This is a genomic window from Streptomyces sp. NPDC055815, from assembly GCF_053616475.1.
In genome coordinates this window covers 38,308-64,150 of the sequence record NZ_JBSHDU010000032.1, presented here as the reverse complement: position 1 = coordinate 64,150, position 25,843 = coordinate 38,308, and the positions used below count along the sequence as shown (strand labels likewise).

Annotated in this window: 22 protein-coding genes and 2 tRNA genes; 4 read left to right on the top strand and 20 right to left on the bottom strand. The window is 73.5% G+C overall.

The window, feature by feature from the left end; translation table 11 throughout:
* The first annotated feature begins 145 nt into the window (after positions 1–145).
* Together ACWGN5_RS21305 and ACWGN5_RS21300 are read left to right on the top strand one after the other, a co-directional pair.
* Entirely contained in the window at positions 146–904 is a 759-nt protein-coding gene (locus ACWGN5_RS21305; RefSeq protein ID WP_453517380.1) for an IclR family transcriptional regulator, read from the top strand.
* 75 nt (positions 905–979) lie between these two features.
* Positions 980–1,053 (top strand) — tRNA-Lys (locus ACWGN5_RS21300).
* A 51-nt stretch (positions 1,054–1,104) separates the two neighbouring features.
* Here ACWGN5_RS21300 and ACWGN5_RS21295 read toward each other — a convergent pair.
* From ACWGN5_RS21295 to ACWGN5_RS21270, 6 genes are all read right to left on the bottom strand, one after another.
* Positions 1,105–1,767 (bottom strand): response regulator, encoded by a 663-nt coding sequence (locus ACWGN5_RS21295; protein WP_453517378.1) that lies wholly within the window; start codon positions 1,765–1,767, stop codon positions 1,105–1,107.
* Positions 1,698–3,023, bottom strand: coding sequence for a sensor domain-containing protein (locus tag ACWGN5_RS21290; protein ID WP_453517376.1), 1,326 nt, complete (start codon positions 3,021–3,023; stop codon positions 1,698–1,700). The genes ACWGN5_RS21295 and ACWGN5_RS21290 overlap by 70 nt, the downstream gene beginning before the upstream one ends.
* A gap of 525 nt (positions 3,024–3,548) precedes the next feature.
* Positions 3,549–5,210, bottom strand: coding sequence for a long-chain-fatty-acid--CoA ligase (locus tag ACWGN5_RS21285; protein WP_453517374.1), 1,662 nt, complete (start codon positions 5,208–5,210; stop codon positions 3,549–3,551).
* An 81-nt stretch (positions 5,211–5,291) separates the two neighbouring features.
* Positions 5,292–5,885, bottom strand: coding sequence for a lytic polysaccharide monooxygenase auxiliary activity family 9 protein (locus ACWGN5_RS21280; RefSeq protein WP_453517372.1), 594 nt, complete (start codon positions 5,883–5,885; stop codon positions 5,292–5,294).
* A gap of 129 nt (positions 5,886–6,014) precedes the next feature.
* Positions 6,015–7,559, bottom strand: coding sequence for an SPFH domain-containing protein (locus tag ACWGN5_RS21275; RefSeq protein ID WP_453517370.1), 1,545 nt, complete (start codon positions 7,557–7,559; stop codon positions 6,015–6,017).
* Positions 7,560–8,343: 784 nt separating this feature from the next.
* Positions 8,344–9,939: a peptidoglycan-binding protein gene (locus ACWGN5_RS21270; protein ID WP_453517368.1), complete on the bottom strand. Its 1,596-nt coding sequence runs from the start codon at positions 9,937–9,939 to the stop codon at positions 8,344–8,346.
* A 184-nt stretch (positions 9,940–10,123) separates the two neighbouring features.
* Here ACWGN5_RS21270 and ACWGN5_RS21265 point away from each other — a divergent pair.
* Positions 10,124–10,197: transfer RNA gene (locus ACWGN5_RS21265), tRNA-Lys, on the top strand.
* Positions 10,198–10,529: 332 nt separating this feature from the next.
* On the opposite strand, the gene ACWGN5_RS21260 is transcribed toward ACWGN5_RS21265, so the two are convergent.
* The 13 genes from ACWGN5_RS21260 to ACWGN5_RS21200 form a co-directional block, all read right to left on the bottom strand.
* A complete protein-coding gene (locus tag ACWGN5_RS21260) occupies positions 10,530–11,198 on the bottom strand; it encodes a class F sortase (protein WP_453517366.1) in 669 nt (222 codons plus the stop codon).
* Positions 11,195–11,752 (bottom strand): hypothetical protein, encoded by a 558-nt coding sequence (locus tag ACWGN5_RS21255; RefSeq protein WP_453517364.1) that lies wholly within the window; start codon positions 11,750–11,752, stop codon positions 11,195–11,197. Before ACWGN5_RS21255 ends, ACWGN5_RS21260 begins: the two co-directional genes overlap by 4 nt.
* A gap of 115 nt (positions 11,753–11,867) precedes the next feature.
* A complete protein-coding gene (locus ACWGN5_RS21250; protein ID WP_123452652.1) occupies positions 11,868–12,647 on the bottom strand; it encodes an HAD-IIA family hydrolase in 780 nt (259 codons plus the stop codon).
* 80 nt (positions 12,648–12,727) lie between these two features.
* Complete coding sequence (locus tag ACWGN5_RS21245) at positions 12,728–14,278, bottom strand: alkaline phosphatase family protein (protein WP_453517361.1); 1,551 nt, start codon at positions 14,276–14,278, stop codon at positions 12,728–12,730.
* A 136-nt stretch (positions 14,279–14,414) separates the two neighbouring features.
* Complete coding sequence (locus tag ACWGN5_RS21240; protein ID WP_453517358.1) at positions 14,415–15,473, bottom strand: 2-aminoethylphosphonate ABC transporter substrate-binding protein; 1,059 nt, start codon at positions 15,471–15,473, stop codon at positions 14,415–14,417.
* A gap of 31 nt (positions 15,474–15,504) precedes the next feature.
* Positions 15,505–16,302: an ABC transporter permease gene (locus tag ACWGN5_RS21235; RefSeq protein ID WP_453517356.1), complete on the bottom strand. Its 798-nt coding sequence runs from the start codon at positions 16,300–16,302 to the stop codon at positions 15,505–15,507.
* The gene (locus tag ACWGN5_RS21230) at positions 16,289–17,092 is read right to left on the bottom strand and encodes a 2-aminoethylphosphonate ABC transporter permease subunit (RefSeq protein WP_453517354.1); all 804 of its coding nucleotides are present in this window, start codon (positions 17,090–17,092) and stop codon (positions 16,289–16,291) included. The genes ACWGN5_RS21235 and ACWGN5_RS21230 overlap by 14 nt, the downstream gene beginning before the upstream one ends.
* Before the next feature lie 73 nt (positions 17,093–17,165).
* A complete protein-coding gene (locus ACWGN5_RS21225; protein ID WP_453517352.1) occupies positions 17,166–18,218 on the bottom strand; it encodes an ABC transporter ATP-binding protein in 1,053 nt (350 codons plus the stop codon).
* Positions 18,215–18,892, bottom strand: coding sequence for a phosphonatase-like hydrolase (locus ACWGN5_RS21220; RefSeq protein ID WP_453517448.1), 678 nt, complete (start codon positions 18,890–18,892; stop codon positions 18,215–18,217). Before ACWGN5_RS21220 ends, ACWGN5_RS21225 begins: the two co-directional genes overlap by 4 nt.
* 26 nt (positions 18,893–18,918) lie before the next feature.
* Positions 18,919–20,040: a TIGR03364 family FAD-dependent oxidoreductase gene (locus ACWGN5_RS21215; RefSeq protein ID WP_453517351.1), complete on the bottom strand. Its 1,122-nt coding sequence runs from the start codon at positions 20,038–20,040 to the stop codon at positions 18,919–18,921.
* A 135-nt stretch (positions 20,041–20,175) separates the two neighbouring features.
* Positions 20,176–20,934, bottom strand: a complete 759-nt coding sequence (locus tag ACWGN5_RS21210; RefSeq protein ID WP_453517349.1) for a GntR family transcriptional regulator — start codon at positions 20,932–20,934, stop codon at positions 20,176–20,178.
* A 50-nt stretch (positions 20,935–20,984) separates the two neighbouring features.
* The gene (locus ACWGN5_RS21205; protein ID WP_453517347.1) at positions 20,985–21,836 is read right to left on the bottom strand and encodes a hypothetical protein; all 852 of its coding nucleotides are present in this window, start codon (positions 21,834–21,836) and stop codon (positions 20,985–20,987) included.
* Between the two features lie 169 nt (positions 21,837–22,005).
* Positions 22,006–23,067 (bottom strand): ROK family transcriptional regulator, encoded by a 1,062-nt coding sequence (locus ACWGN5_RS21200; RefSeq protein WP_453517345.1) that lies wholly within the window; start codon positions 23,065–23,067, stop codon positions 22,006–22,008.
* Positions 23,068–23,123: 56 nt separating this feature from the next.
* Here ACWGN5_RS21200 and ACWGN5_RS21195 point away from each other — a divergent pair, with 56 nt between their 5' ends.
* Positions 23,124–24,236, top strand: coding sequence for a Gfo/Idh/MocA family oxidoreductase (locus ACWGN5_RS21195; protein WP_453517343.1), 1,113 nt, complete (start codon positions 23,124–23,126; stop codon positions 24,234–24,236).
* On the opposite strand, the gene ACWGN5_RS21190 is transcribed toward ACWGN5_RS21195, so the two are convergent.
* The gene (locus tag ACWGN5_RS21190; protein ID WP_453517341.1) at positions 24,205–25,782 is read right to left on the bottom strand and encodes a choice-of-anchor A family protein; all 1,578 of its coding nucleotides are present in this window, start codon (positions 25,780–25,782) and stop codon (positions 24,205–24,207) included. The two genes, ACWGN5_RS21195 and ACWGN5_RS21190, sit on opposite strands and share 32 nt — an antisense overlap.
* Positions 25,783–25,843 lie beyond the last annotated feature (61 nt).

Below are 25,843 nucleotides of genomic sequence, written 5' to 3'. Positions count from 1 at the left end.
ATGACGTGGGCATATGCCAGAGTGGCGAAGCCCAGCCCAGAGGCCCGGACCTCCGCATCATTCTCGCCAACAGCCGCCCCGTAAACGGTCCTTGGCGGCTATCGTGGTACGAAAGCTTGCGGTCACAACCTGGTAGGGGGAAACCGTGGCGCTGAAGCCCGAGCCCACCGCGCCGTTCCACTCGGTGCAGTACGCCCTTCGCGTCCTCGAGACGGTCTCACGGCACGGTGGCGGAGTGACAGACGTCCAGATCGCGCGCGAGACCGGCCTGCCCGTCGCCCATCTGTCCTCACTGCTCCTCATGCTCCGCCGCGAGGGGTACGTCGAGCAGGTCGCCGACGGCGCGTACGTGATCGGGGACTCCCTCGTCCTCCTCGGCTCCGGCCTGACCCGCCGCGAAGCCCTGGAGGCCAAGCTCCAGGAGACCCTGACCGAGCTACGCGACTCCGTCGGCGCGGCGGTCTACATCAGCCGGCACATCGACGGCGAGGTGAAGATCACCCAGTTCGCCGACGGCCCGCGCACACCCAAGGTCAACGAGTGGGTGGACTTCCGCTCGGCCGCGCACGCCAGCGCGGTCGGCAAGTGCCTGCTCACCCAGCTCGATCAGAACGGCCGCCGGGACCATCTCTCCCGGCACAAGATCGCCCGGCTGACCTCCCGGACGATCACCAGTGAGCGGATCCTCTTCTCCAAGCTCGACAGCCAGCCGGCCACCGTCCCCGTCCTGGACCTCCAGGAGTACGCGGTGGGCACGGTCTGCGCGGCCGTCCCGCTGACGGCGGGCTCGGCCGTGGGCTGCCTGGCGCTGTCCCTGCCGATCGAGCACGCCCACCGGCTGCGCGCGGCGGCCGACACGCTGAACCGCCGGGCCGCGCCGGTGGTGCTCTCGCTGGCGATCTGAGGCGACCGGAGACCTGGTCCCGCGGGGTGGTCATGAGCACCCCGCGGGACCAGGTAGTATTTTCTCTGTCAGCAGGCGCCGCTAGCTCAGTTGGTTAGAGCAGCTGACTCTTAATCAGCGGGTCCGGGGTTCGAGTCCCTGGCGGCGCACAGACAGGGAAGGCCCCCTCACTTCGGTGAGGGGGCCTTCTTGCATGCCCTTCATGCTCTCAGGTACGTCAGGACGGCGAGGACCCGGCGGTGGGTGTCCTCGGCCGGGGGCAGGTCCAGCTTCGCCAGGATGTTGCCGATGTGCTTGCCGACGGCGGCCTCGGTCACGACGAGGCGGCGGGCGATCGCCCCGTTGGAATGGCCCTCCGCGACCAGGCCCAGGACCTCCCGCTCGCGCGGGGTCAGCGCCTCCAGGGGATCCCGGTGCCGGCGCAGCAGCTGCCGGACGACCTCCGGATCGACGACCGTGCCGCCGTCCGCCACCCGGGCCAGGGCGTCCGCGAACTCCTCCACCTGCCCGACCCGGTCCTTCAGGAGATAGCCGACCCCGGTGCCGTCGCCCGCGTCGAGGAGATCGGCGGCGTAGCTGCGCTGCACGTACTGGCTGAGGACCAGGACCGGCAGGGCCGGCCGCTCGGCGCGCAGCGCGACCGCCGCGCGCAGGCCCTCGTCCTGGAAACCGGGCGGCATCCGCACGTCCGTCACGACGACGTCCGGGTCGTGGGCGGCGACCGCCCCGCGCAGGGCGTCCGCGTCACCGACGGCGGCGACGACCTCGTGCCCGAAGCGAGCGAGGAGGCCGATCAGCCCTTCCCGGAGGAGGACGCTGTCCTCGGCGAGGACGACGCGGAGCTTTCGGACAGTGCGGGACACGGGATCTCCACTCGCAGGAGGGTCGGCCCGCCCGGCGGGCTCATGATCGTCAGTGTGCCATCGAGGACGGCGATCCGGTCGGCGAGTCCGGTGAGGCCCGAACCGCGGGCCGGGTCGGCGCCGCCGCGCCCGTCGTCCTCGACGTCGAGCCGCAGGACGCCGTTCCTGTGCCGGGCGGTGAGTCGCGCACGGCGGGCCCCGCTGTGCTTGCCGATGTTGGCGAGGGCCTCGCAGCCGGCGAAGTACGCGGCGCTCTCCACGGCGCGGGGAAGCCGGGGCAGCGCGTCGGCGTCGCCGTCCATGTCGATGTCGATGTCGACGGGGACGGCGGAGCGGTCGGCGGCGTCGGCGAGGGCCGGGCCGAGGCCGTAGTCGGCGAGGACCTGGGGGTGGATGCCGTGGATCAGCTCCCGCAGCTCGGTGAGCGCCTGCCCCGCCTCCGCGTGCGCCTTCGCCAACTGCTCGGCCAGCGGGCCGCCCGGCGGGGCGTCGAGGCGGGCCAGGCCCAGGGTCATGGTGAGGGCGACGAGGCGCTGCTGGGCCCCGTCATGGAGGTCCCGCTCGATGCGGCGCCGCTCGGCCTCGAAGGCGTCGACGAGGCGGGCCCGGGAGGCGATGACCTCGCCGATGCCGTCCTGCAGCTCGCTCTCCCGCGGAGTGAGCAGGGCCCTTGCCAGGGCGGCGCGGGCACCGGCGACGGCGGCGAGCGGGTAGGCGAGGGCGAGGAGGAGGACGGCGCCGAGGAGGGCGGTGGCGAGGGCCTCCGGATAGGAGGTCACCAGGTACGCCTTGACGACCTTGGCCTCGTGGCCGTCCACGGCCAGCTGGAAGGGGGCGCTGAGGAGCGCGACCGGCAGGCCGATGCCGACGGCGAGGGCGAGGAGGTCGAGCGGCCACAGGACGGTGGCGAGCAGCAGGGCGTACGCGAACTCCCGCCAGGTCGCCTGCTCCGCCACCCGGATCCGGAACCAGGCGGCGAGGCCGGGGGCGGCAGGGAGGCGGTGCGGGTCGGGGAGCGGGTCGAGGTCGACGATCCTCGTCCGGAGGCGCTCGATCCGGCCGAGGGCGATGCCGGAGAGCAGGAGCAGCGGCAGGCCGACGAGGAAGAGCGAGAACACCCCGAGCACCAGGAACACGACCCCGGCCGCGGCCCCGAGGACCCCACCGGTCGCGAGATACCCGACGGCCCGCCAGGGCCAGGTCCCGAACGTGAAACGGGGGCGGGTGAGGGCCTGCCAGGGGGTGTGGGGGTCCATGGGGGCCAACGGTAGGGCGGAGGCGGGGGCGGTACCAGGGCCCTACTGGGCGCGCCGGGGGTAGTGCTGTCCCTACCGGGGCCCGCCGCGGGCCCGCGCCCGGCCGGGCGGTGCCCACCCCCGTTGTGGGCATGCGTTCCGCCGGGGCGGAACGGGTGGGCACAACGGACGGCGCCCTTGCCGGCGCCAGAGGCTCCCGCGCCTGAACCCGCACCCCTGGTGACGGCACGCTCGTGGTGCGGGTCCAGGCTCGGAACGCGGAGGCGCCGCTGGGCGCGCCGTCCCGTGTGCCCACCCTCCCCCAAGCTCTCGGCTTCGCTCGAGCAGGGGGGACCCCCATCGCCCCAGCGGGACGATTGCCCACACGGCGGTGGGCCGGGGCGCCGCCCGCCCGAGCGCGGGTGCGACACGGGATCGGGGCACCGCCCGCCCGAGCGCGGGCCCGTACGGCGCGGGGCGCAGGCCCCGGCGGGCGCGGGCCAGCTCCGGGCGCGGGGGCGAGGTCTGGGGTGGGTACCGTCCTGGTTATCGCAAGGCGCGGCCGTGGTGGGTGTACGTGGCGTGGAGCGCGGCCGTTTGCGACGGGGTCAGGGGTTCGTAACCCCGGCCCGCCCCCGCCCGCCACCACACCGGATCCCCGCAGTCGAAGGCCTCCCGCCGGAGCGCCACGCGGTGGATCTTGTTCGTGGCCGTGAGCGGCAGCTCCCGCATCACCCGGACGAAGCGCGGCGGCATCTTCGTCCCCAGGTCCGGCTGCGCCGACAGGAACGCCGCGAAGGCCGACGGCTCGAACACCTCCCCCTCCCGGAGGGCCAGCGCCGCCATCACCTGGTCCCCCGCCACCGGGTCCGGTACCGCGTAGACCGCGACCCCCGCCACCCGCTCCCAGCGCGCCAGGATGTGTTCGATCATCGCCGCCGCCAGGTTCTCGCTGTCGACCCGCAGCCGGTCGTCCGTACGGCCCGCGAAGTACAGGAACCCGTCCGCGTCCCGGTAGAACAGGTCCCCCGTCCAGTACCAGCCGCCGCGCAGCCGCGCCGCCTCCGCCTCCGGGTTCCGCCAGTAGCCCTCGAAGGGCGACCGGCCCCGGTTGACCAGTTCGCCGACCGCCTCGGTCGCGTTGAGGAGCCGCCCGGTGGGCGAGAAGCGGGCCGGCGGGCACTCCTCCCCCGTCTCGGAGGAGATGACCGCCAGGTCGTCTCCCGGTGCCGCCCGGCCTATCGCGCCCGTCGGCGTGTCCGGGGTCCGCTGGATCGCCGCCCCGCCCTCCGAGGAGCCGTACCCCTCCACCAGCGGGACCCCGAAGCGTTCCCGGAAGCGGGCCGCGTCCACCGCCCCCGCCTCCGTGCCGAAACCGAGCCGCAGCCGGTGCGCGCGGTCCTCGGGCCCGGGCGGGGTGGCGAGGACGTACTGGACGGCCCGGCCGACATAGGTGAAGTAGGTGGCGCCGAAGCGGCGTACGTCGGGGAGGAAGCGGGAGGCCGAGAAGCGGGCCCGCAGCGCCACCCCCGCCCCGGCCACCAGCGCCGGCGCCCAGTCGGCGATCACGGCGTTCCCGTGGAACATCGGCATGCAGATGTAGTGGACGTCGTCCCGGCCGACACCGAAGTGGGAGACGAGCGACGCGCCCGCCGCCGCGAGGCGCCCCTGGCTGCACAGGGCCGCCTTCGGCGCGCCCGTCGAACCGGACGTGAAGGAGAGCAGGAAGCGGCTGTCGGGCCGTACGGGACCGAGGGTGGCGTCCCCCGGCCGGGCGCCCTCGTACGGGGCGAGGAGCTCCCCGTACGCCTCGGTGTCGGTGACCAGGATCCGTACGCCCGGGAGCGCGAGCCCGTCCAGGAGCGGCAGGTGGGCGCGCTGGGTGACCAGGACCCGGCATGCGGTGTGCCGGATGTCGCGGGCGAGTTCGGCGCCGCGCCGGGTGGGGTTGATCCCGGCGACGGCGGCCCCCGCGAGGGCCGCCGCGCTGAGCCAGAGCGGGTACTCCGGCGTGTTGTCGAGCAGGATGCCGAGGTGCGGCTCGCCCCCCGGCACGGGTGGCATCAGGTCCACGAGCAGTGCGGCCCGCGCGGCGGCGCCGGCGGCGACCTGGTGGTGGGTGAGGGTGTGGTGCTCGTCCCTCAGGCCGGTCCGGTGGTCGCCCCACTGGCGCCGTACGAGCTCCGCGACGGTGTCCGCGCTCCTCATGGGCCGGACTGTAACTGACGGCCCATCAGAACTGAACCGCCAGGACCGGACCCTCAGGACCGGACGGTCAGGACCGGACCGTCAGAACGAGACGTCCGAGCAGGCGTAGAAGGCGTTCGCGGTGTCCGCGATCGTCCACACCGCCAGGATCAGGTGCCGGCCCGTCTTGCCCGCCGGGACCGTCCCGGAGTGCGAGAGCGTGGACGGCGGCTGCTGGTTGTTGTAGGGGACGGTCAGGAACGGCTGGGGGTCGAGGTCCGCCCGGGTCAGCGCCTTGGACCCGGTCCAGCCGTTCTTGGTGATGTAGTAGCGGAAGTCCGTGGTGGCGTGGCGGGCGGTGAACTGCCACCGGAAGGTGTAGCTCTGCCCGGACACCAGCCGAGTCGTCGGCCAGGCGCCGCCACGGGGGTCGTCGAGCTGCGCGAAGCGGGAGTTCCCGCCCGCGCAGATCTTCCCGTCGGCGGGGCCCGCGGCCGGGAAGCCCTTGAGCCCCTCGACCGACTGCGGCTCCCACTGGATGTCGCCGCAGTTGCTCACGGTGCGGTTGGCACAGAGCTTCTGACGGCTGATCGGCGAGTCGGTGTAGCCGTGACTGCCGGCGGTGCCGGTGGCGAGGACGGTGGCCCCGGCGATGCCGAGAGCCACCATCGCCGCCCCGAGTGCCTTGTTGCGCATGCTGTCGCTCCTGGAGAACGTGGGGAGTTCCTTGGGGCCGTGCGCGCGCGTACGGGGTGCTGCTTCACGTGCGTTTTGGTCTGGACCAACTATCAAGGTAGGGACGGACGTTGGACATGTCCATCCCCGTCACGCACCCTCCACCGGGCCCGTCCTGCCCGTGTAGAACGCCACCGTCAGGTCCTTGACCAGCGCCTTGCGCTCGTAGTCGTCCAGCTCCACCAGACCACGACTGGTCAGCCGGTGGACCACGTCGTCCACCGCGTCCACCACCGAGGTCAGGACGCTGTCCCGGTGCTTCGCGTCGATCGCCGCGATCCGGCGCCGACGCATCGCCGCCGCCACCTCCGGCGCGTACTCGATGCGCGTCGGCTGCGCCGAGAACACGTCCACGCCGACCGGGGCGCACTCCGCCGACAGCATCCGCGTCAGGGCCTCGCCGACCGCCTCCGCGTCCCGCAGCGTCGGCGCGTCCTCGTGGAACGCGTCCGCCGGCAGCTGCGACAGCACCCGGGCCATCGCCGCCTCCACCTGCTCCCGCAGATAGTCCTCGTGCCCGTCGACCCCCAGCGAGGCCCGGACCGTGTCCCGCACCCGCCACACCACCAGGACGGTCACGTCCAGCGCGGTGCCCTTCGCGTCCACCGCCGACAGCGGCTCACTGCGCCAGTGCCGCAGCCGGACGTCCACCCGGCGGCGCAGCAGCAGCGGGCTGACCCACAGCAGGCCCGTACGGCGGATCGTCCCGCGGTAGTCGCCGAACAGGGTCAGCACATAGGCGTAGCCGACCCGGCCGCGGCCGAGACCGCCCAGCGAGAAGAGGGCGAGCACCACGCCGAGGGCCAGGAGGGCCCACAGTCCGAGATGAATGCCGTGGTACGGGCGGGCCGGCAGCCGCAGCATCCGCGCCGCCTCGGCGGGCACCGCGCCGGCCCACCACACGACCACCGCGCACCAGGCGAGCGCCAGCGCCCCGACGGCCACGCCGACCCAGCCCGGCAGCACCGGTCCTGGCCGCTCGACGAGGGCGGGATCGGCGGTGGGGGCGGGACGGGAGGCGGACGTGGGCTTGAGCTCGGGTCGCTTCGTGGACCGCGCCTTCGGCTGCGCCGTGGACGTCGACCCGCCCGCGGACTGCCCGTCGGGCCTGTCCGGGGCCTGGACCTTGGACGGGGCGGGGATGGCGGCCCGGCGGGCGGACGCCGGGGGCGGCGGGGTGGGCGCGGCCATGGCGATGGTGTCGGGCCCCCCGTCGCCCTCGTCCGCCGCGACGGGGCTCCCGGGCTCGTCCCGGAAGAGCAGGTGCACGGGGATGGAGCCGGTGGTCTCGGCCCCGATCACGTTCTTCCGCCGCGCGACCCGCACGACACCGGCGACGGGCACCGCGACGGAGGCGACCTGCGCGCCGCGGATCCGCTGGAAGTCGAGCGCGCCGTCACCGCGGGGGGCGTGGGCGTCGGTATCGGAACCACCCGGCACCGCACCGGCACGGGACTCCGCCGAGGCGGCGGGCGAACCGGATGCGGGCCCACCCGACACAGCCCCCACCGGGGCGACCGGCACGGAGGCGGCCCCGGCCACGCGGGACGGGGACACCGCCGGGGCGACGGGTGCCGCACCGGCCGCGGGGCCGGCGGAGGCGGAGGCGGTCCCGTCCGGGGCCGCCCCGGGCACACCGGCGCGAGCCCCTGCCGGGGTCAGAGGTGCCGTAACGGCCGCGGGGCCGGCGGAGGCAGTCCCGGACCCGGGCCCCACGGGGGCCACCCCCGGCACACCCGCGCGAGCCCCGGCCGGGGACACCGGCGCCGTACCGGCCGCGGGGCCGGCGGAAGCAGTCCCGGGACCGGACACCACCGGGGCCAGCCCGGACGCACCCGCCGGGGCCCCGGTCGGGGCCAACGGCGCCGTACCGGCCGCGGGGCCGGCAGAAGCAGACCCGGACCCGGACACCACCGGGGCCGCCCCGGACGCACCCGCCGGGGTCAGCGTGGCCCCCGCAGGGCCGGCGGAGGCAGTCCCGGACCCGGACACCACCGGGGCCGCCCCCGGCACACCCGCGCGAGCCCCCGTCGGGCTCACCGGCGCCTCACCCGCTGCGGGACCGGCAGACGCATCCCGGGCCACCCCCGGCCCACCCGCCGTCGCGCACCCTGGGGGCACCGGTGCCGTACCGGACCCCGACACCGCCGGTGCCGTACCCGGCGCGGAACCGGCCGTGGGCACCCCCGGCGTGCCCGGCGCGACCCCCGCCCGGGTCACCCGCTTCGTACCGGACACCGCTCCCCCGGGCCCACCGGGTACGGGACCGGTCGGTTCCGGGGTCGGTGGGGACGTGCGGGGGAGGGTGCCGTCCGTCAGGCGTCTGGCCGTGCGGGCCGCGTCACGCGAGGCCGCCGCGCCGGAGTCCGCGGGGTTCGGGGTCGATGCCGTCATTCGGGTCCACCTCATGCTCTCGGGGTCATCGGAACAAGCGCCGCCAGGTCTCCGGGCCCGGGTAGCCGTCGGCCGCTGCGCCGCGCCAGCCCTGTGCCCGCTGGAACGCCTCGACGTTGCGGCGGTCCGCCTCCGTCCAGCGCGGACCGGGTCCCGACAGGTAGTGCTTGCCGAAGCCCCGCTTCACCAGTTGTTTGCCCAGCTTCTCCACATACGCGTTGGATTGCCCCGGACGGAAGTAGCCACGCCCGGGAAACCCCGTCGCATTCGTGCTCGGACCGGCCGAACCACTCGAACCGCCGATGTTCTTGCCCCCGCCGGTCACGAGGAGCCGCCAGGTCTGCGGGCCGGGAAGGCCGTCCGCCTCCTTGCCCTTCCAGCCCTGCGCGAGCTGGAACGCCTGGGTCGCCCTGCGGTCCGCCTCGCCCCACCGCGGACCGGGCCCCTGGCTGTAGAAGGTCTTGCCGCCGCGCTCGACGAGGAGCTTCCCGAGCTGGGTGACGTACGCGTTGTTCGCGCCCGGGCCGAACTTCCCCGCCCCCGGGTACGGCGCCGCCTCCGTGGGCTCCGGCCCGCCGCCGGTGCCGCCGCTCACCACGCCCTTGTAGCGGTAGGCCACGTACCGGTCGGAGTTCTCCCAGTACGCCATCGGCGTCGCCTGCTTCCGCGTGCGCGGCTTCGTCTGCTCGTACGCGATGTAGGAGGTGTGCGTGTAGTCCGTCCACCCGCCGAAGATCGTGACGTGCGAGCCGCGCGTCGGGTTCGCCGGGTTGTGGAACAGCAGCATGTCGCCGGGCTGGAGCTCCGTGCGGTCGATCCGTTCGGCGAAGCGGTCGAGGCTGCCGGTCCACTCGTTGCTGCGCAGGTTCCAGGCCATCGAGATGTAGCCGGAGCAGTCCTGGCGGTAGCCGTCCGCCCAGTACCTCTCCATCGAGTACGGGACCTGTGCCGAGACCCATGTCTTGGCGCGGTTGATGATCTCCGCGCGGGTCGTCCGCCGCAGCGACTCCGTCGAGATCTGACTGGTCGTCGGGACGGCGTCGGGGGCCGGTGCCGAGCCCGGTCCCGGCGCGCCGCCGTGGAGCGGCCCCCGTCCGCCCTGCGGGGTGTCGGCCCGCGGCCAGGACGTGTCGGGGGACCCGGGCGCCGCCGGCCCGCGCAGGACCGCGGGACCCGCGTCCGCCGGGAGCACCGCCGAGACCTTCCCGTCCATCGGCCCCGCGTCCGCCGGGAGGGCCCCCGAGACGTCCACGTCCGCGGGCGCCGCGCCCACAGGAACCGCCGAGACCTCCCCGTCCGCCAGGACCCCGTCCGCCGGGACCCCGTCCGCCACGGCCCCGCTCGCAGGCGCCCCGCCCGCCGCCGTCCCGCCCGCCGCCGCCCCCTCCCCCGGCGTCTGCGGACCCGGCCCCGTGAAGGCCGTCGCCACCCCCGCCCCTCCCCCGCCCAGGACCACGCCCGCCGCCGTCACCAGGACCAGCGCGCGGCGGGCGCCGTGCGCCGCCGGGTGGCCGCCCGCGCGGACGGGCAGGCCCAGGGCGAGGTCGCGCCGCTGCCGGGCGCAGCCCGGGCAGCCGCAGTCGGCCGCGGGTTCGAACTCCTCGAAGACCGGCACGCTCATGCGATTCCCCTCCACACTCGTCAAGATCTTTTTGGCCCTTGTTTCGGGCGTCAGTGTCTCAACTGTCTGGACAAATCGCATTTTGACGGATCGAAGGCCTGATACGACCATCCGACAGGCCGGAGGCGACCGGTATTGGTCAGGAGCACCCCCTCACGTCAGGTAGAGTTCTCTTTGTCAGCAGGCGCCGCTAGCTCAGTTGGTTAGAGCAGCTGACTCTTAATCAGCGGGTCCGGGGTTCGAGTCCCTGGCGGCGCACGCAGAGCCAAGGCCCCTCACCATCGGTGAGGGGCCTTGGTCTTTCTCCGGGCTTTCTGCTCCAACTACCGTGCGTCGTCGGCCAGTTACGCCGTATCCCTGGGCCGGGCGAGGGCAGGGCCTCTACAGTGTGCGGAACCCCGACCTCCCGCGGCGGCACCGGGCTCCTCCCGCGGCCCGTGAGCCCCGCGGTCGAGGACCGGCCCGGTCGGCGGCGGCCCGGGACGCGCCCCGCCGGCCGCGGCCCGGTTCGGCCACCCGCGCCGCTCGCCGGCCACCCGCGCCGCTCGTCGACCGCCCGGGCGCCCGGTCGCCCGGGTCGACCGGATCGCTCAGCCCTTGCCCGTCAGGTACGCCGACACCACCACGTTCGCCGTGTACGTCCCCGCCGCCCGGTCGAAGGTGCCGCCGCAGGTGATCAGGCGCAGCTCGGCGCGCCGGGGGTCGCGGGCCCCGTAGACCCTGCGCGCGTCGAAGTCGTCCCGCGGGAAGACCTGGACGTCGTCGACGGTGAACTCGGCGACCGATCCGTCCGTCCGGGTGATGCGGACCTTCGCGCCGGGGCGGGCCGCGCTCAGGCCGTAGAAGACGGCCCGGCGGGTCTCGGTGTCGACGTGGCCGACGAGGAGGGCCGCGCCCGCCGCGCCCGGCCGGATGCCGGAACCGAACCAGCCGACGGTGTGCGGCATCGAGAAGGGCGGCGGGTCGATGGCGCCCGTGGCGTCCAGGCCGCGCGCCACGACGGGCGCGCTGATGCCCAGGGAGGGGATGTCGATCCGCCGGGGTTCGAGGGGCGGCAGCGGCGCGCGGGCCGGGGGCAGCGGCTCGCCGAGGGGGCGGCCGACCGCGGCGATGTCGCCGGTGGTGGGCGCGGAGCTGCCGCCGGGTCCTTCGGTGGCCTCGCGGCCCCAGAGCCAGAGCCCGGACAGCAGGACCGCCCAGGCCACGCCGGTGACGAGTCGCCCGGTGCCCGCCGGGCGGGTTCCGGACGGCACGGTCACCCGCCGTCGCCGCCGGTGCCGGTGCGGCGGCGGGAGGAGCTGCGGAAGGCGACCGCCACGGCGGCGATCGCGGCCATGCCGAGGCCGAGCAGGGTGTACGGGGTGCCGAGGCCGCTCTCGGAGGTCGTCTGGGCGACGCCGGGGGCCACGGGCGCGGCGAAGGCGGCGGTGCCTCCCCCGCCGGCGCGGACCGGGGCCACGGGGGTGGCGTGGTGCGTGGGCCGGTGGGTGGGCTCCTGGTGGTGCTGGATCCGCACGGTGCCGACGTCCCGGTGGTCGTGGCCGTCGCAGGTCACGCTGACCTTGTACGTACCGTCCTGGAGGCCCGAGCGGAGGGTCGTGTCGCCGAACAGCGGGTTGCCGCCGCCGTCCCGTCCGGTCAGCTCCGCGTCGGCGACGAACGCCGTGGACGTGGCGGCGCCGGTCGTGCCCTTGCAGCCCTGGACGCGGACGTCGACGTCGGCGCCGGGTGAGGCGGTGGACGGGGTGACGGTGGCCTTCACCCCGTCGTGGGCGTACGCGCCGCCGGCCGCCTGTGCCAGTACGAGCACCACGGCCGCCCCTGCGGCACGGAGAGCAATGGGACCTGAACGCATCGTGACCTCCTGGTACTGGCAGGGTCACCCGGATCGCCGCTTCTCGCATCCGCAGGGGACGGCGCGGGGGCCGTCAGACGCGGTCGACGATGTCCGCGATCGACTGGACGATCTTCGACGGGCGGAACGGGAAGCGGTCGATCTCCGCCTGCGTGGTCAGACCGGTCAGCACCAGGAAGGTCTGCATGCCCGCCTCGAGACCGGCGAGGATGTCGGTGTCCATCCGGTCGCCGATCATGGCGCTGGACTCGGAGTGGGCGCCGATCGCGTTGAGGCCGGTGCGCATCATGAGCGGGTTCGGCTTGCCCGCGAAGTACGGCTCCTTGCCCGTCGCCTTGGTGATCAGGGCCGCCACCGAGCCCGTGGCGGGCAGCGGGCCCTCCAGGGACGGGCCCGTCTCGTCGGGGTTGGTGCAGATGAAGCGGGCGCCGGCGTTGATGAGGCGGACGGCCTTGGTCATGGCCTCGAAGGAGTACGTACGGGTCTCGCCGAGCACCACGTAGTCGGGGTCGTGGTCGGTGAGGACGTAGCCGATGTCGTGGAGCGCGGTGGTGAGACCGGCCTCGCCGATGACGTACGCGGTGCCGCCCGGGCGCTGGTCGTCGAGGAACTTGGCGGTGGCGAGGGCCGAGGTCCAGATGTTCTCGACGGGGACTTCGAGGCCCATGCGGGCGAGTCGGGCGTGCAGGTCGCGGGCGGTGTAGATCGAGTTGTTGGTGAGGACCAGGAAGGGCTTCCCGGTCTCCCGCAGCTTCTTGATGAACGCGTCGGCGCCGGGGATCGGCACGCCCTCGTGGATGAGGACGCCGTCCATGTCGGTCAGCCAGGATTCGATCGGCTTGCGCTCTGCCATGGGTGCGGGACTCCTGCCGTACAAAACGTGCGGTGTACTGGGGGCGCCGCGACAGCGCTGTGGCGACGCCCCCAGGGTAGTCAGGATGTGCTGATCTTCACCCCGTCGATCGTCCAGTACCAGTTGTTGGACCCGGTGTAGCGGAAGCGGAAGCTCACGCTGGAGGCGCCGGCCGGGACGGCGACGCCGAGGGACTGGGGCTGGGAGATGACGTCGGAGGTGTAGCTCTTGACGAGGGTGGGGGTGCCGCCGTTGAAGCTCACCAGGATCTGGGCGGTCTGCGGCGCCTCCTGGCGGTAGAAGGTCGTGAAGTCGAGGGTGACGGTGCTCGCGCCGGAGACGGCGTACGCGGGCGTGACCAGGGTCGAGTCGTACGTACCGGAGAAGGACTTGTCGGCCCACTCGTCGGAGTCGGCGACGGCGAACACGCCCCGGGCGCGGACGTTGAGCTCGCGGGACTGGTCGCGCTGGGTACGGGACCAGAACTCGTCCGTGGCGAAGGACCAGCCGCGCCACTCGGTCATGCCGCCGGTGCCCATGGCGTTGTTGATGACGGACCAGCCGCTGGGCGCGGTGTGCGTGAAGCCGAGGATCCCGTTGGGGATGCCGGTCTCGTCGACGCGGCCGGAGAGGGACGGGTAGAGGGCGTCGAAGGGGTCGGTGGACCGCTGCTGGATCGGCTTGCCGTCGAGGCCCCAGGAGGGGTCCGGGACGATGCCGAGCTGCTGGAAGACGGTGGCGGCGACGTCGACGAGGCGGGTGTCGATGGGGCGGGCGCCGGCGGCGATGCCGGGGCCCTGGGCGAGGACGAAGGTGCGCCGCTCCTCGATGGCGGAGCCGCCGTGGCCGCCGGCGTCGGTGTGGCCGTGGTCGGTGGCGACGATGACGGTCCAGCGCTCGGTGGCGTACGAGGGGCGGGCCTGGATCGCCGCGAGGAGCCGGCCGAGGTAGCCGTCCTGGACGTCGATGGCGTCGAGGTACTTCTGGCTGGCGGCGCCGTAGCTGTGGCCGATCTCGTCGGTCTCGCCGAAGTAGACGAAGAGGACGTCGGGGTTCTGGTTGCGCAGGACGTCCTCGGTGATGTCGGTGATGAGGAGGTCGTTGACGGCGTAGTCGTTGTTGTAGACGAGCTTGGCGTCGGCGCCGGGGGTGACGGTGCCGTGGGTGTCGAGCTCGGGCCAGTCGACGGCGGCGAACAGCGAGAGCTCGGGGCGGATCTGGTTGAGGCGGGCCAGGAAGCCGGGGTAGCGGCCGTAGTTCTTGCCGGTGAAGGTGTTGTCCTTCACGCCGTGCTTGTCGGGCCAGACGCCCGTGGAGATGGTCGACCAGCCGGGGCCGGAGGAGGTGGCGGCCATCGGGTTGGCGTAGAGCAGGGAGCGGCCGTAGGTGCCGTTCGCCATCAGGGACTTGAGGGTGGGGGCCTTGGCGGCGTCGATCCGGTCGTACCGCAGGCCGTCCATGCCGACGAACAGCACCTTGTCCTTGCTGGTGCCGTTCGGGAGCGTCGGGGCGGTGACGGCGGCCTGGGAGGCGGGGGCGGCGGCGAGCCCGGTGGCGGCGACGGCCGCGGTGGCACCGGCGGCGGCGAGCACGGTGCGGCGGGAGATGCGGGAGATGCCGGTGGTCGGCATGTCGGAGTCCTCCGTGAGGGGGTCGATGGGGGGGGACGAACACACGTCAACGCCCCTGATTTCTCAGGGGCGTTGGTCCGTACCCGTTATCTTTCCGCGATGTTCGGAGGCTTTCCAGAGGGCGTACGGTGAACTCTTAGCTTCCGGTCGCGGACTTCCACGCGTCGACGTACGCCGCGAGGTTCTTGTCGATGTCGGCCCAGTCCGGCTCGAAGACCTCGACCCCCTCCATCAGCTTGGCCAGTTCGATGGCGTTGGCGTCGGTGGCCTTGACGTCCTTGCGGGCCGGGAAGCCGCCGCCGATCGCGCTGACCTCGCGCTGGGCGCCCTCGCTGAGCATGAAGTCGAGGAGCTTCTTGCCGTTCTCGGTGTGCGGGGCCTTGTTCACCAGGCCCGCGGCGTACGGCAGGGCGAAGGTGGTGGGCTTGCCGCCGTCCTTCGCCGGGAACCAGATGCCGAGGTTCGGCATGGACTTGGCCTGGGCGAAGTTCATCTGGACGTCGCCGTTGGCGACCAGGAGTTCACCCTTGTCCACCTTGGGGGCGAGCTTGGAGGTGGAGGAGGACGGGCCGACGTTGTTGGCCTGGAGCTTCTTCAGGTACTCCATCGCCGGCTCCTTGCCGCCGAAGTCGTGCATCGCCTTGATGAGGACGGCGGTGCCGTCGCCCGCGACGCCGGGGGTGGAGTACTGCAGCTTGTCCTTGTACTTGGCGTCCAGCAGCTCCTCCCAGGTCTTGGGCGCGGCCGGCAGCTCCTTCTTGTTGTGGACGAAGCCGAAGTAGTTGTTGACGACCGAGGTCCAGGTGCCGTCGTCGGACTTGTCGCCGCCGTTCACCTGGTCGGCGCCCTTGGGCTGGTACGACTGGAGCAGGCCCTTGGAGCCGGCCTGCTGGATGAAGGGCGGCAGGGTGACGAGGACGTCGGCCTGGGTGTTGGACTTCTCGCGGAGGGCGCGCTGCACCATCTCGCCGGAGCCGCCCTCGACGTACTTGACCTTGATGCCGGTCTGCTTCTCGAAGTCGGCGAAGACCTTGTCGTACCAGCCGTCGCCCGCCTCGCCCTTGAGGCCGTCGGCGCTGTAGACGGTGACGACCTTCTCGTCGGAGGCGGCGGAGGACCCGTCGCAGGCGGTGAGGGTGGCGGCGAGGACGAGCGCGCCGGTGACGGCGGCGACCGGCTTGGCGTACGTACGCATAACGTTGTTCTCTCCTAGCAGTACGGGGGTACTAGCGGTACGAGGCTTTGGTACGGATACGGGAGACGGCCAGCAGGGCCAGCAGGGTCGCCGCCATGAGGACCACGGCGAGCGCCGAGCCGGTGAACAGGGAGCCCCGGTCGGTGGCGGTGAAGATGAGCACCGGCAGCGGGGTCCAGTCGGGCGGGTAGAGCATCATCGTGGCGCTGAGCTCTCCCATGGACAGGGCGAAGCAGAGCCCGGCGGCCGCGTTCAGGGACGGCAGCAGGAGCGGGAGCTTCACCCGGAGCAGGACGTACGAGGGGCGGGCGCCGAGGCTGGCCGCCGCCTGCTCGTACATCGGGTCGAGGCGCCGGATGGCGGCCGAGACCGACTGGTGGGCGAACGCCGTGACGAGGACGGTGTGCGCGAGGATCACGATCCAGCGGGTGCCGTTGAGGAGCATCGGCGGCTGCGAGAACGCGACGAGGACGGCGAGGCCGACGACCACGGACGGCACGGCGACCGGCAGCATGAACAGGGCGTCGAGGAGGCGCTTGCCCTTCTTGCCGAGCGCGGACGCGGCGAGCGCGGCCCAGGTGCCGACGGTCAGCGCGATCACGCTCGCGGTGACGGCCGTGACCAGGCTGGTGGTGAGCGCCTGGAGGGACTCGCCCCGGGTGGCCGCCGCGTAGTGGGCGGTCGTCGGACCCGACGGGAAGGCGCCGGACCAGTGGGTGGAGAACGAGGCGGCGAGGATGACCAGGAGGGGCAGGGCGAACAGCGGGACGAAGAGGACGGCGAACAGGGCCCAGGCCGTCCACCTGCCCGTACGGCTATGCACCAGCACGGCGGCTCACCCCCCGGTAGAGGACGTAGAGGCCGACCGAGAGCGCGACGTTGACGACGGCGACGACGCAGGCGGCGGCGTAGTCGGATTCGAGGATCGCCTTGCTGTAGACGAGCATCGGGAGGGTCGTGACGCCCTTGGCGCCGGTGAAGAGGACGATCCCGAACTCGTTGAGGCACATGACGAGCACGAGGCTGCCGCCGGCGGCGAGCGCGGGCAGCGCCTCCGGCAGGATCACCTGCCGGACGATCCGCAGCGGCCGGGCGCCTAGCGAGGACGCCACCTCCAGCTGGGCGGTCTCCATCTGCGAGAACGCGGCCAGGAGCGGGCGCATCACGAACGGGGTGAAGTACGTGATCTCGGCGAGCAGGACGCCCCAGGGGGTCGTGAGGAACCGGAACGGCCCCTCCGGGTCTCCGGTGACGTCCGTCCAGATCCCGTTGGCCATGCCGACCGTGCCGTACAGGAACAGCAGGGCCAGCGTGATCAGGAAGGACGGGAAGGAGAGGAAGACGTCGATGAACTTCGACACCGCCTTCCCGCCGGGGAAGGGCACGAACGCGATCACCAGGGCGAGGACGAAGCCGAGGACGAGACACCCGACGGTGGCGGCCACGGCCAGCCACACGGTGGTGACGAGCGCCTCGCGGAAGGAGGCGGAGGAGAAGACCTCGGCGTACGCCCCGGGGGCGAAGGACTCCTGGACGACGAGGGCGAGGGGATAGAGGAAGACGAGCGCGAGCACGGCGACGGGGGGCAGGGCCCAGAGCCAGACGGGCGTTGTGGGCATGCGTCCCGCCGGGGCGGGACGGGTGGGCACAACCCCCGGTGCCGGGCGCTCCTTGACGAGACCCGCAGCCCCGCTACCCATCGGTCACCCCCGCGCCCAGCAGCACCGCGTCGTCCGGTGCGAAGTGCAAGGTCACCTCGGTGCCGAGCGCCGGCGTCTCCCTGAGCTCCCGGACGTCCGCCTTCACCCGGTGCCCGCCCACCTCCACGTACAGCCGGTGGGTGGACCCCCGCCACTGCACCTCGACGATCCGCCCGCTCAGGGCGTTGGGCCCCGGGCCGAGGCCGACGAGGTGGGGCCGTACGCAGAGGGTGGCGGTGGAGCCGGGCACGGCCTCGGAGGGCGGCACCTCCAGCTGGGTCCCCTCGAAGGTGACCCCCTTCGCGGCGACCGTCACCGGCAGCAGGTTCGCGTTGCCGACGAACGAGGCCGTGAACTCCGTACGGGGACGCCGGTACAGCTCCTCCGGGGTCCCGCAGTCCTGGAGCCGCGCCTTGTCCATGACGGCGATCCGGTCGGCCAGGGTCAGCGCCTCGACCTGGTCGTGGGTGACGTACAGGATCGACACGTCCGGGAGTTCGCGGTGGAGCCGGGCCAGTTCGGCGAGCATCCCGGAGCGCAGCTGGGCGTCGAGCGCCGAGAGGGGTTCGTCGAGGAGGAGCACGTTCGGGCGGATGGCGAGCGCGCGGGCGATGGCGACGCGCTGCTGCTGCCCGCCGGAGAGCTCCCGGGGGTAGCGCTGGGCGTAGGCCGCCATGCCCGTCATCTCCAGGGCCTCGGCGACCCGCCCCGGGATCTCGCCCTTCGGCACCTTCTGGGCCTTGAGGCCGAAGGCGACGTTGGCGTCCACCCTGAGGTGGGGGAAGAGGGCGTACTGCTGGACGACCATGCCGATGCCCCGCTTGTACGGCGGGAGCGCGGTGACGTCGCGGTCGCCGATGAGCACCCGCCCGGAGGCCGGCCGGACGAATCCGGCGACGGCCCGGAGCGCGGTCGTCTTGCCGGAGCCGGAGGGCCCGAGGAGGGCCATGACCTCGCCGGGCTCGACGGTCAGGTCGAGGGAGTCGAGGACGGTGTTGCTCCCGTACGTGACGGTGACGCCGTCGAAGCGGATGCCGCTGGTCATGCCCCGTGCTCCTCGTACGCCCGTATCAGTGCGGGGAGTTCGGCGACCGAGGCGAGGACGTGCGTGGCGCCGTGCTCCTTGAGCGCGGTCTCGTCGTGCGCGCCGGTGAGGACGCCGGCGACGATCCCTGCGCCGGAGCGGACGCCGCTGAGCATGTCGTACGAGGTGTCGCCGGCGACCGCGATCTGGCGGACGTCGTCCACGACTCCGGTACGGAGGAGGGCGGCGAGGACCATGTCCGGGTACGGGCGGCCCCGGCCGCCCGCGTCGGCCGGGCAGAGGGTCAGCTCGACCAGGTCCCGCCAGCCGAGGGCGTCGAGGATGGCGTCCTGGGTGACCCGGGCGAAACCGGTGGTGAGGACGACCGCGCGGCCCTCTTCGCGGAAGGCGGCGATCGCCTCGGCCGCGCCCGGGACCGGGGCGATCCTGCCGTCGGCGACCAGCTCTCCGTACGCCGCCTCGAAGGCGACGTTGGCCTCCTGGGCGCGGGCCTCGTCGCCACCGAAGAGGTGGCGGAAGACGGAGATCTTGGACTCGCCCATGGTGGCGCGGACGTAGTCGATCATCGTGTCCGGGTCTTCGCCGAGGCGTTCGGCGGCGGCCGTGAAGGCCTGCTCGACGAGGCCGCCGTCGGCGACGGTCGTTCCGGCCATGTCGAGGACGACGAGGTTCATGTCGGTCAGCTGCTTGCTCACGGTGTTCACCAGCCCAGTTCGTTCGCGGTCTTCTCGGCGATGGCGGGCGAGCAGGTCATGCCGCGACCGCCGGGTCCGGTCACCAGCCACACGCCGTCGCGGACCCGCTGGCGGTGCACGACCCGGCTGGTGTCGACGCACTGCGCGTACACCCCGGCCCAGCGGCGCCGGATCTTCGGCAGCGGGCGGCCGAGGAGGGACTCGACGACGCGGATGAGGTGCTCGTAGGGGTCTTCGAGGGTGTCGAAGGCGAAGGGGTGCTCGTACTCGTGGGTGTCGCCGATGGTCAGTCCGCCGTCGAGGCGCTGCACCATGAGCAGCTGCATCTTGTGGGCGGCGGCGGTCGGGTCCTGCGCCTGGCCCTCGTTGAGGGCGTCCAGGGCCGGGGACGCGTAGGCCGGGTAGTAGCGGAAGGAGTCGGCGTCGGCGACGGAGGTGGTGAGCGGCTCGCCGAGGGGGTCGGTCTGCATCATCTGGAGCCGGACGCGGCGGACGGGTATCTCGCCGGCGACCTCGCGGACGAGGCCGGAGAGCCAGGCGCCGGTGCACAGGACGACGGCGTCGCCGGTGTGGACCTCGCCGCGGTCGTCGCGGACCCCGTTCTCGCCGACGACGTCCCGGACCTCGCGGTTCGGCAGGAACGTGTACCTGCCGGTGGCGAGGAGGGCCTCGCGGAGGGCGAGCTGGGCGAGGCGCGGTTCGACGGCCGCGTCCCGCTCGCACCACAGGGCGGCCTCGAACTCACCCCGGAGGGCCGGGTTGACCGTCCGGGCCTCGGCGGCCGTGAGCAGCTTGTAGCCGCGGGAGGCGGCGTCGGGGCGGGCCACGGCGGCCTCGGCGACGGCGAGTTCGAGCTCGTTCCGCACGGGGGTGAGGGAGCCGATGGCCCGGAAGCCGAGGCCGGGGACGCGGGCGCCGATGCCCTCCCAGAGTTCGCGGGCGCGCAGGGCGGTGTCGAGCTCCTCCCCGCCGGCCCGTCCGCTCACCCAGATCTGGCCGAAGTTGCGGAGCGACGCCCCGCGGGCCTCGGCCTCGCGCTCGATGTGTACGACCTCATGGCCGCGTTCCACTGCGTGCCAGGCGTGCATGGTTCCCACCACGCCGGCTCCTACGACGATCACCTTCATGACGACGACGGTCGCGGGATCGGGTGGACCGGACGGATCCGGCGGGCGACGGGACGGTGAACGGACCGACAAGCTTGGACCAGACCCGTTATCGTTCCGTTACCTCATCCGGGTCCGGTCCCGGGGGTCGCGTCGTCAGCCCTGCTGCCCCAGATGGGTGGTGAAGCTGAACCTGTCCCCCCGGTAGAGCGTGCGGACCCGCTCCAGGGGCTGCCCCGAGGTGTCCCGGGAGACACGGTGGAGCAGCAGCATCGGCAGGGCGGGCGGCGTGCCGATGAGCAGGGCCTCGCGCGGGGTGGCGAGGACGGTCTCGATGCGCTCGTCGGCGTCGCCGAACGAGATGCCGAGCCGGTCGTGGAGGTAGGCGTAGAAGGAGGAGTCCGGGTCGAACTCGGTGTCCAGGCGCGGGGCGCGGGCCTCGGAGACGTACGTGCTCTCCAGGCCGACCCGCTCGTCGTCGGCGAGGAGCACGCGCTCCATGTGCCAGACGGGCTCGCCGCGTTCGACGCCGACCTCGGGGGCGAGCGCCTCGGGGCAGGGGAAGCGGTCGAGCGAGATCAGGCTGCGGCCGGGGCGGCGGCCCTGCTTGCGCACGCCCTCCGTGTAGCTGGCGAGCGAGAGGGGCTGCTCCAGCTTGGGGCCCGCGACGACCGTGCCCCGGCCCTGGCGGCGCAGCCGCCCCTCCAGGAGGAGTTCACGCAGGGCCTGCCGGACGGTCTCGCGGGACACCTCGTACCGGACGGCGAGATCGCGCTCGGTGGGCAGCAGCCCGCCCTCCCCCAACTCGTCGACCATCAGGGCGATCTTCGCCTTGACGGCGTAGTACTTGGGGACGCGGCCGTGCTCGGGGATGCCGGAACGGACGGGGGCGCCGGGGCTGGTCTGGTAGTTCATCAGGGGATCGTCGCAGACGGTGATGAACAGGAAGGTGTACGGAGCATGACTCAGCGGTGCCGGCGGCGCCGGGCGGCCCGGAGCAGGAGGACGCCGAGCAGGACGAGGCCCGCGGCGAGCGGGGCGAGGACCCGTTCGTACGCCTCCGACTCCCGCCCCGTACCGGCCAGTTCGTCGCTACTGATGGCGGGTGCGGTCGGGGCCGGCGGGCGAGCCGTCTTCGCCGGGGGTGCCGAGGGGGCGGCGGGGGCGGGTCTGTCAGGTGCGGTGGGGGTGCCGGGCGCGGCGGGGCCCACGGTCAGGCGGTAGTCGCCGGACTCGCCGACCCAGTCGCCGTCCTCGCCCTGGCGCTGCACGACGGCCGCGTTGACGACGACCTCGTCGGGTGCCGTCTCCGCCTCGAACGTCAGGCGTACGGGGACGGTGAGGGTCCGGCCCGCGGGCACCGCGAAGCCGCCGAAGCCGGTGAACGCGCCCACGTTCTCGGCCTCGTCGGTCACCTCGAAGGCCACCGGGTGCCAGCGCGCCGACCCGGCGTCGTAGAACTCGAACCGGATCTGCTCCGGGCGCAGGGCCCGGTCCCGGTCGGTGAGGACGAGCACCGGGTGGATGCCCGAGCAAGGCGCGTCGGTGGTGTTGGTGAGGTCGAGCTTCCAGGCCTGGAACGGGCCGCCCGCCGGATAGCCGGCCGGCCCTCCGTGGATCCGGGTGTCCAACGGGAAGCCGCCGTCGGCGGGGGTCCCGCAGGAGGGGGCGGGCGGGTCGGGGGCGGGGGCGGCGGGGACCGGGGCGGCGATGGCCACCGTGGCCGCCGCCGCTGCGGCGGCCACGGTCGCGGTGCGGACGCCGCACAGACGCAGGGGGGCGGGGGCCATGGGCGGGGCCTTACTGCTCGCAGACATGGGGACGGCGGTGACGCTGCCATGGGGGGAGGGGTGGCTGGGGCAGCGACACCGGGGGGAGGTCCGTTGGGGCGGGCAGATCCGCCTGATCGGCCTACCTTCCGATGATCGGAGGAGTGCTGGTTTCCGAAGACTGGTGGACTGCTGGTCTCCGAAGACCGGTGGACCGCTACTTCCCGAAGACCGGTGCCAGGGTCAGCCACGCCGCGCCCTCCGCCACCGCGTCCCGCCCCGTCGCGAGGCCCACCGGGGCCGTCAGGCCGAGGCCGCCCAGCACCTCCCGTACCCCCTCCGCGAAGACCTCCGGCGCGGCGAGCACCACCCGGCCGCCCAGGAGGACCTGGTCGATGTCGAGGAGCCGGACGAGGTTGGCCGCGCCCGTGCCCAGGATCCGCGCGGCCTCGGCGAGTTCGCCGCGCGCGACGGCCGCCAGGCACAGGACCTCCAGGCAGCCGCGCCCGCCGCAGCCGCACGGCGGTCCGTCGAGCTGGACGGTCTGGTGCCCGAGCTCGCCCGCCCCCGTCCTGTCCCCGCGCAGGGGCGCGCCGCCGAGGACGAGGCCGGCGCCGAGCCCCGTACCGAGGTGGACGTAGGCGAAGGAGCCGGGGGCCGCGGGGCGCAGGGCGAGGCCGAGGGCGGCGGCGTTGGTGTCCTTGTCGAGGACGACGGGCAGCCCGAGGCGCCCGGCCAGCTCGTCCCGTACGGGATGCCCGGCCCACTCGGGGAAGCCGGTGACGCGGCCGGGGACCCCGGCCCGGTGGTCGAGGGGGCCGGGCATGGCGACGCCGACGCCGAGGACGGTGCCGTGGGAGGGGGCGGCACCGAGCAGGCCTCGTACCTCCTCCGTCACCGCGTCCAGGACCGGCCCCGCCCCCGCGCCCAGGTCCACCGCGCGGCGGCGTACCTCAAGGACCGTGCCCGCGAGGTCGGTCAGGAGGGCCGTCAGCTCGTCGCGGTCGAGATGGACCCCGACGGCGTGCGTGGCGGAGGGCACCAGGCGCAGGACGGTACGGGGCTTGCCACCCGTCGAGGCACGGTGGCCGGCCTCCGCGGCGAGGCCCTCCGACCGGAGCCGCGCGGTGATCTTGCTGACGGCCTGCGGGGTGAGCCCGGTCCGCTCGGCCAGCTCCAGACGGCTGATCCCGTGCTCCCCCGCCGTGCGCAGCAGGTCGAGCACGAGCGCCGCGTTCTGGCTGCGCGCTGCCGGCACGTACACGTTCTCTTTTCTCACTCCCCCATTGTGGCCGTCGCTTGCACTTTGGCAACGGCGTTGCTTAAGTGGAAGCCATGACCACCCCGCTCCGCGTCGGACTCGTCGGCTACGGCCTCGCGGGCTCCGTCTTCCACGCCCCCCTGATCGCCGCCTCCGAGGACCTCGTCCTCGCCGCCGTCACCACCGGCAACCCCGAGCGGGCCGCCGAGGCCCGCGCCGCCCACCCCGGCGTCCGGGTCGCCGCCCGCCCCGAGGAGCTGTGGGAGCAGGGCGCGGAGGAACTGGACCTGGTCGTCGTCGCCTCCCCCAACAAGACGCACGTCGCCGTCGCCACGGCCGCCCTGGAGGCCGGCCTCCCGGTCGTCGTCGACAAGCCGCTGGCCGGGACCGCCGCCGAGGCCCGCGCGCTCGCCGCCCTCGCCGAGGAGCGCGGCCTGCTGCTCTCGGTCTTCCAGAACCGCCGCTGGGACAGCGACTTCCGCACCCTGCGCCGGCTCCTCGACGAGGGCGCGCTCGGCGAGGTCCAGCGTTTTGAGTCCCGCTTCGAGCGCTGGCGGCCGCAGCTCAAGGGCGGCTGGCGCGAGTCCGGCGCACCCGAGGAGATCGGCGGGCTCCTGTACGACCTGGGCAGCCACGTCGTCGACCAGGCCCTCGTGCTCTTCGGCCCGGTCGTCTCGGTGTACGCCGAGTCGGACGTGCGCCGGCCGGCCGCCGAGGCCGACGACGACACGTTCCTCGCGCTCACCCACGCGAACGGGGTCCGCTCCCATCTGTACGTGAGCGCCACCACCGCCCAGCTCGGGCCCCGCTTCCGGGTGCTCGGGCAGCGCGCGGGCTTCGTGAAGTACGGGCTCGACCCCCAGGAGGCCGACCTGCGCGCGGGCCTGCGGCCGGAGCCCGGCAGGGTCTGGGGCGCCGAGCCCGAGGGGCTCTGGGGCCGGATCGGGGCCGGGGAGTCTCCGCTGACGGGCGGCGGCACCCCGGTGGAGTCGCTGCCCGGCGACTACCCGGCGTACTACGCGGCCGTCGCCGCCGCAGTGCGCGGGACCGGCGCGAACCCGGTCACCGCGCACGAGGCGGCCGCCGCCCTCGACGTCCTGGAGGCGGCTCGGACCTCGGCCCGCGAGGGCCGCGTGGTCTCCGTGCAGCAACCGCTCAGCTCACCCCACCCCTCCGCCGACGGCTGAGGAACACCAGCGCGCCGCCCCCGAGGGAGAGGACGACCGCGCCGGCACCCATGACGATCTTCCCGGTACCGGCACCGGTGTCGGGGAGTGCGCCGTCGGGACCGTCGGGACCGTGGGGGCCGTGATTGCCTCCGGAATCGCCGTGCCCACCGGAGTCACCGCCACCGTTGCCCGAACCACCGGTCGTCCACCCGCCGCTCGTGTGGTCGGTGTGGGTGGGGGTGGGCCTGGGGGTGGGCGTGGGGTCCGTCGGGGTCGGAGTAGGGGTCGGATCGGTCGGCGTGGGGGTCGGATCGGTCGGCGTAGGCGTGGGATCCGTAGGGGTCGGCGTCGGATCCGTCGGAGTGGGAGTCGGGTCAGTAGGGGTCGGCGTCGGATCCGTCGGAGTGGGAGTCGGGTCAGTAGGGGTCGGCGTCGGGTCAGTAGGGGTCGGCGTCGGATCCGTCGGAGTGGGAGTCGGCGTCGGCGTCGGGTCCGTGCACGACGGCAGGTCACCGTTGAACGGATAGGCGTGGAACTCCTGCCCCCGGGCCCCGTCGATCTGCGACGTGTGGGTCAGGTCGCCGGTGGTGAAGAAGCGGCCGTTCATGCCGGGCATCGTCACCGTGGTCGTACTGTCCGGGTTGCCGATGAGCACGCTGCCCGCGAATTGGGCCGTGCCCTCGAAAGTGACCTTCGTGGCGTCGGGGAAGTTCCACAGGACCCGCTCGCGCAGGCCGTCCGGCAGCTGGTTGATGTACGAGTCGACGGTGCGGTGGGCGCCGAGGACGTTGACGAGGACCGTCGCGCCGGCGGGGATCCGGGTGAAGCGGATGCCCTGCTGGCGGCCGGTCGTGGACTCCAGGTCGAAGTCGACGTTGAAGACCTGGAGCGCCGACGTGCCGTCACCCGTGAAGACGGTCTCGGTGCTGTTGTTGGAGGCCGTTCCGGTGGGGGTGCGGGAGGCCCCGTTCACGTACGCGTAGCACCGGCTCGCGTCGGTGAGCTGCCCGCGGAGCGCCTGGTACGGCTCGGCGGCCGCGGTGTCGTGGAACGGGACCGGGCGCACCGTGCCGGAGACGGTGCCCCCGTACCGTACGACGCCGTGGACCGCGCCCTCCTCGGCCAGCAGGCTCTGCCGGTCGGCGACCGTCAGGTTCTGGCCGACGGTGAGGAAGTCGGTGCCGTCCGAGGGCGGGACGCGTGAGCCGACGCCGGCGACGCCGACGTTGTAGACGCCGGAGAAGCCGGGCCTCTTCCGCTGGTCGAAGTCGCCGAGGACGACGATCTTGCCCTCGGCCTCGGCCGCGGCCTCGCGGACGAGGAAGTCGCCGCCGACGAAGACGTTGATGTTGTCGTCCCGGCGGGTGACGGCGCCGCTGCCGTTGTCGGCGGGGTACTTCGTGGGGCAGTTGCCCGGCTTGCAGGGACCGAGGTCACCGGGCAGCGGGTCGGCGTGGCCGGTGACGGCGAGCGCGCCGACGAGGGCGGTGGCCCCGACCGTGGACGCGGCGATGAGAGCGAGGCGGCGCCGGTCACGCCTCCGCTCCGGTGTGATTTTCTCCATATCGGGCAATATGCAAAAAGGGTACGAAAATGGCGACGCTCCACGCGGAACGTCGCCCCTT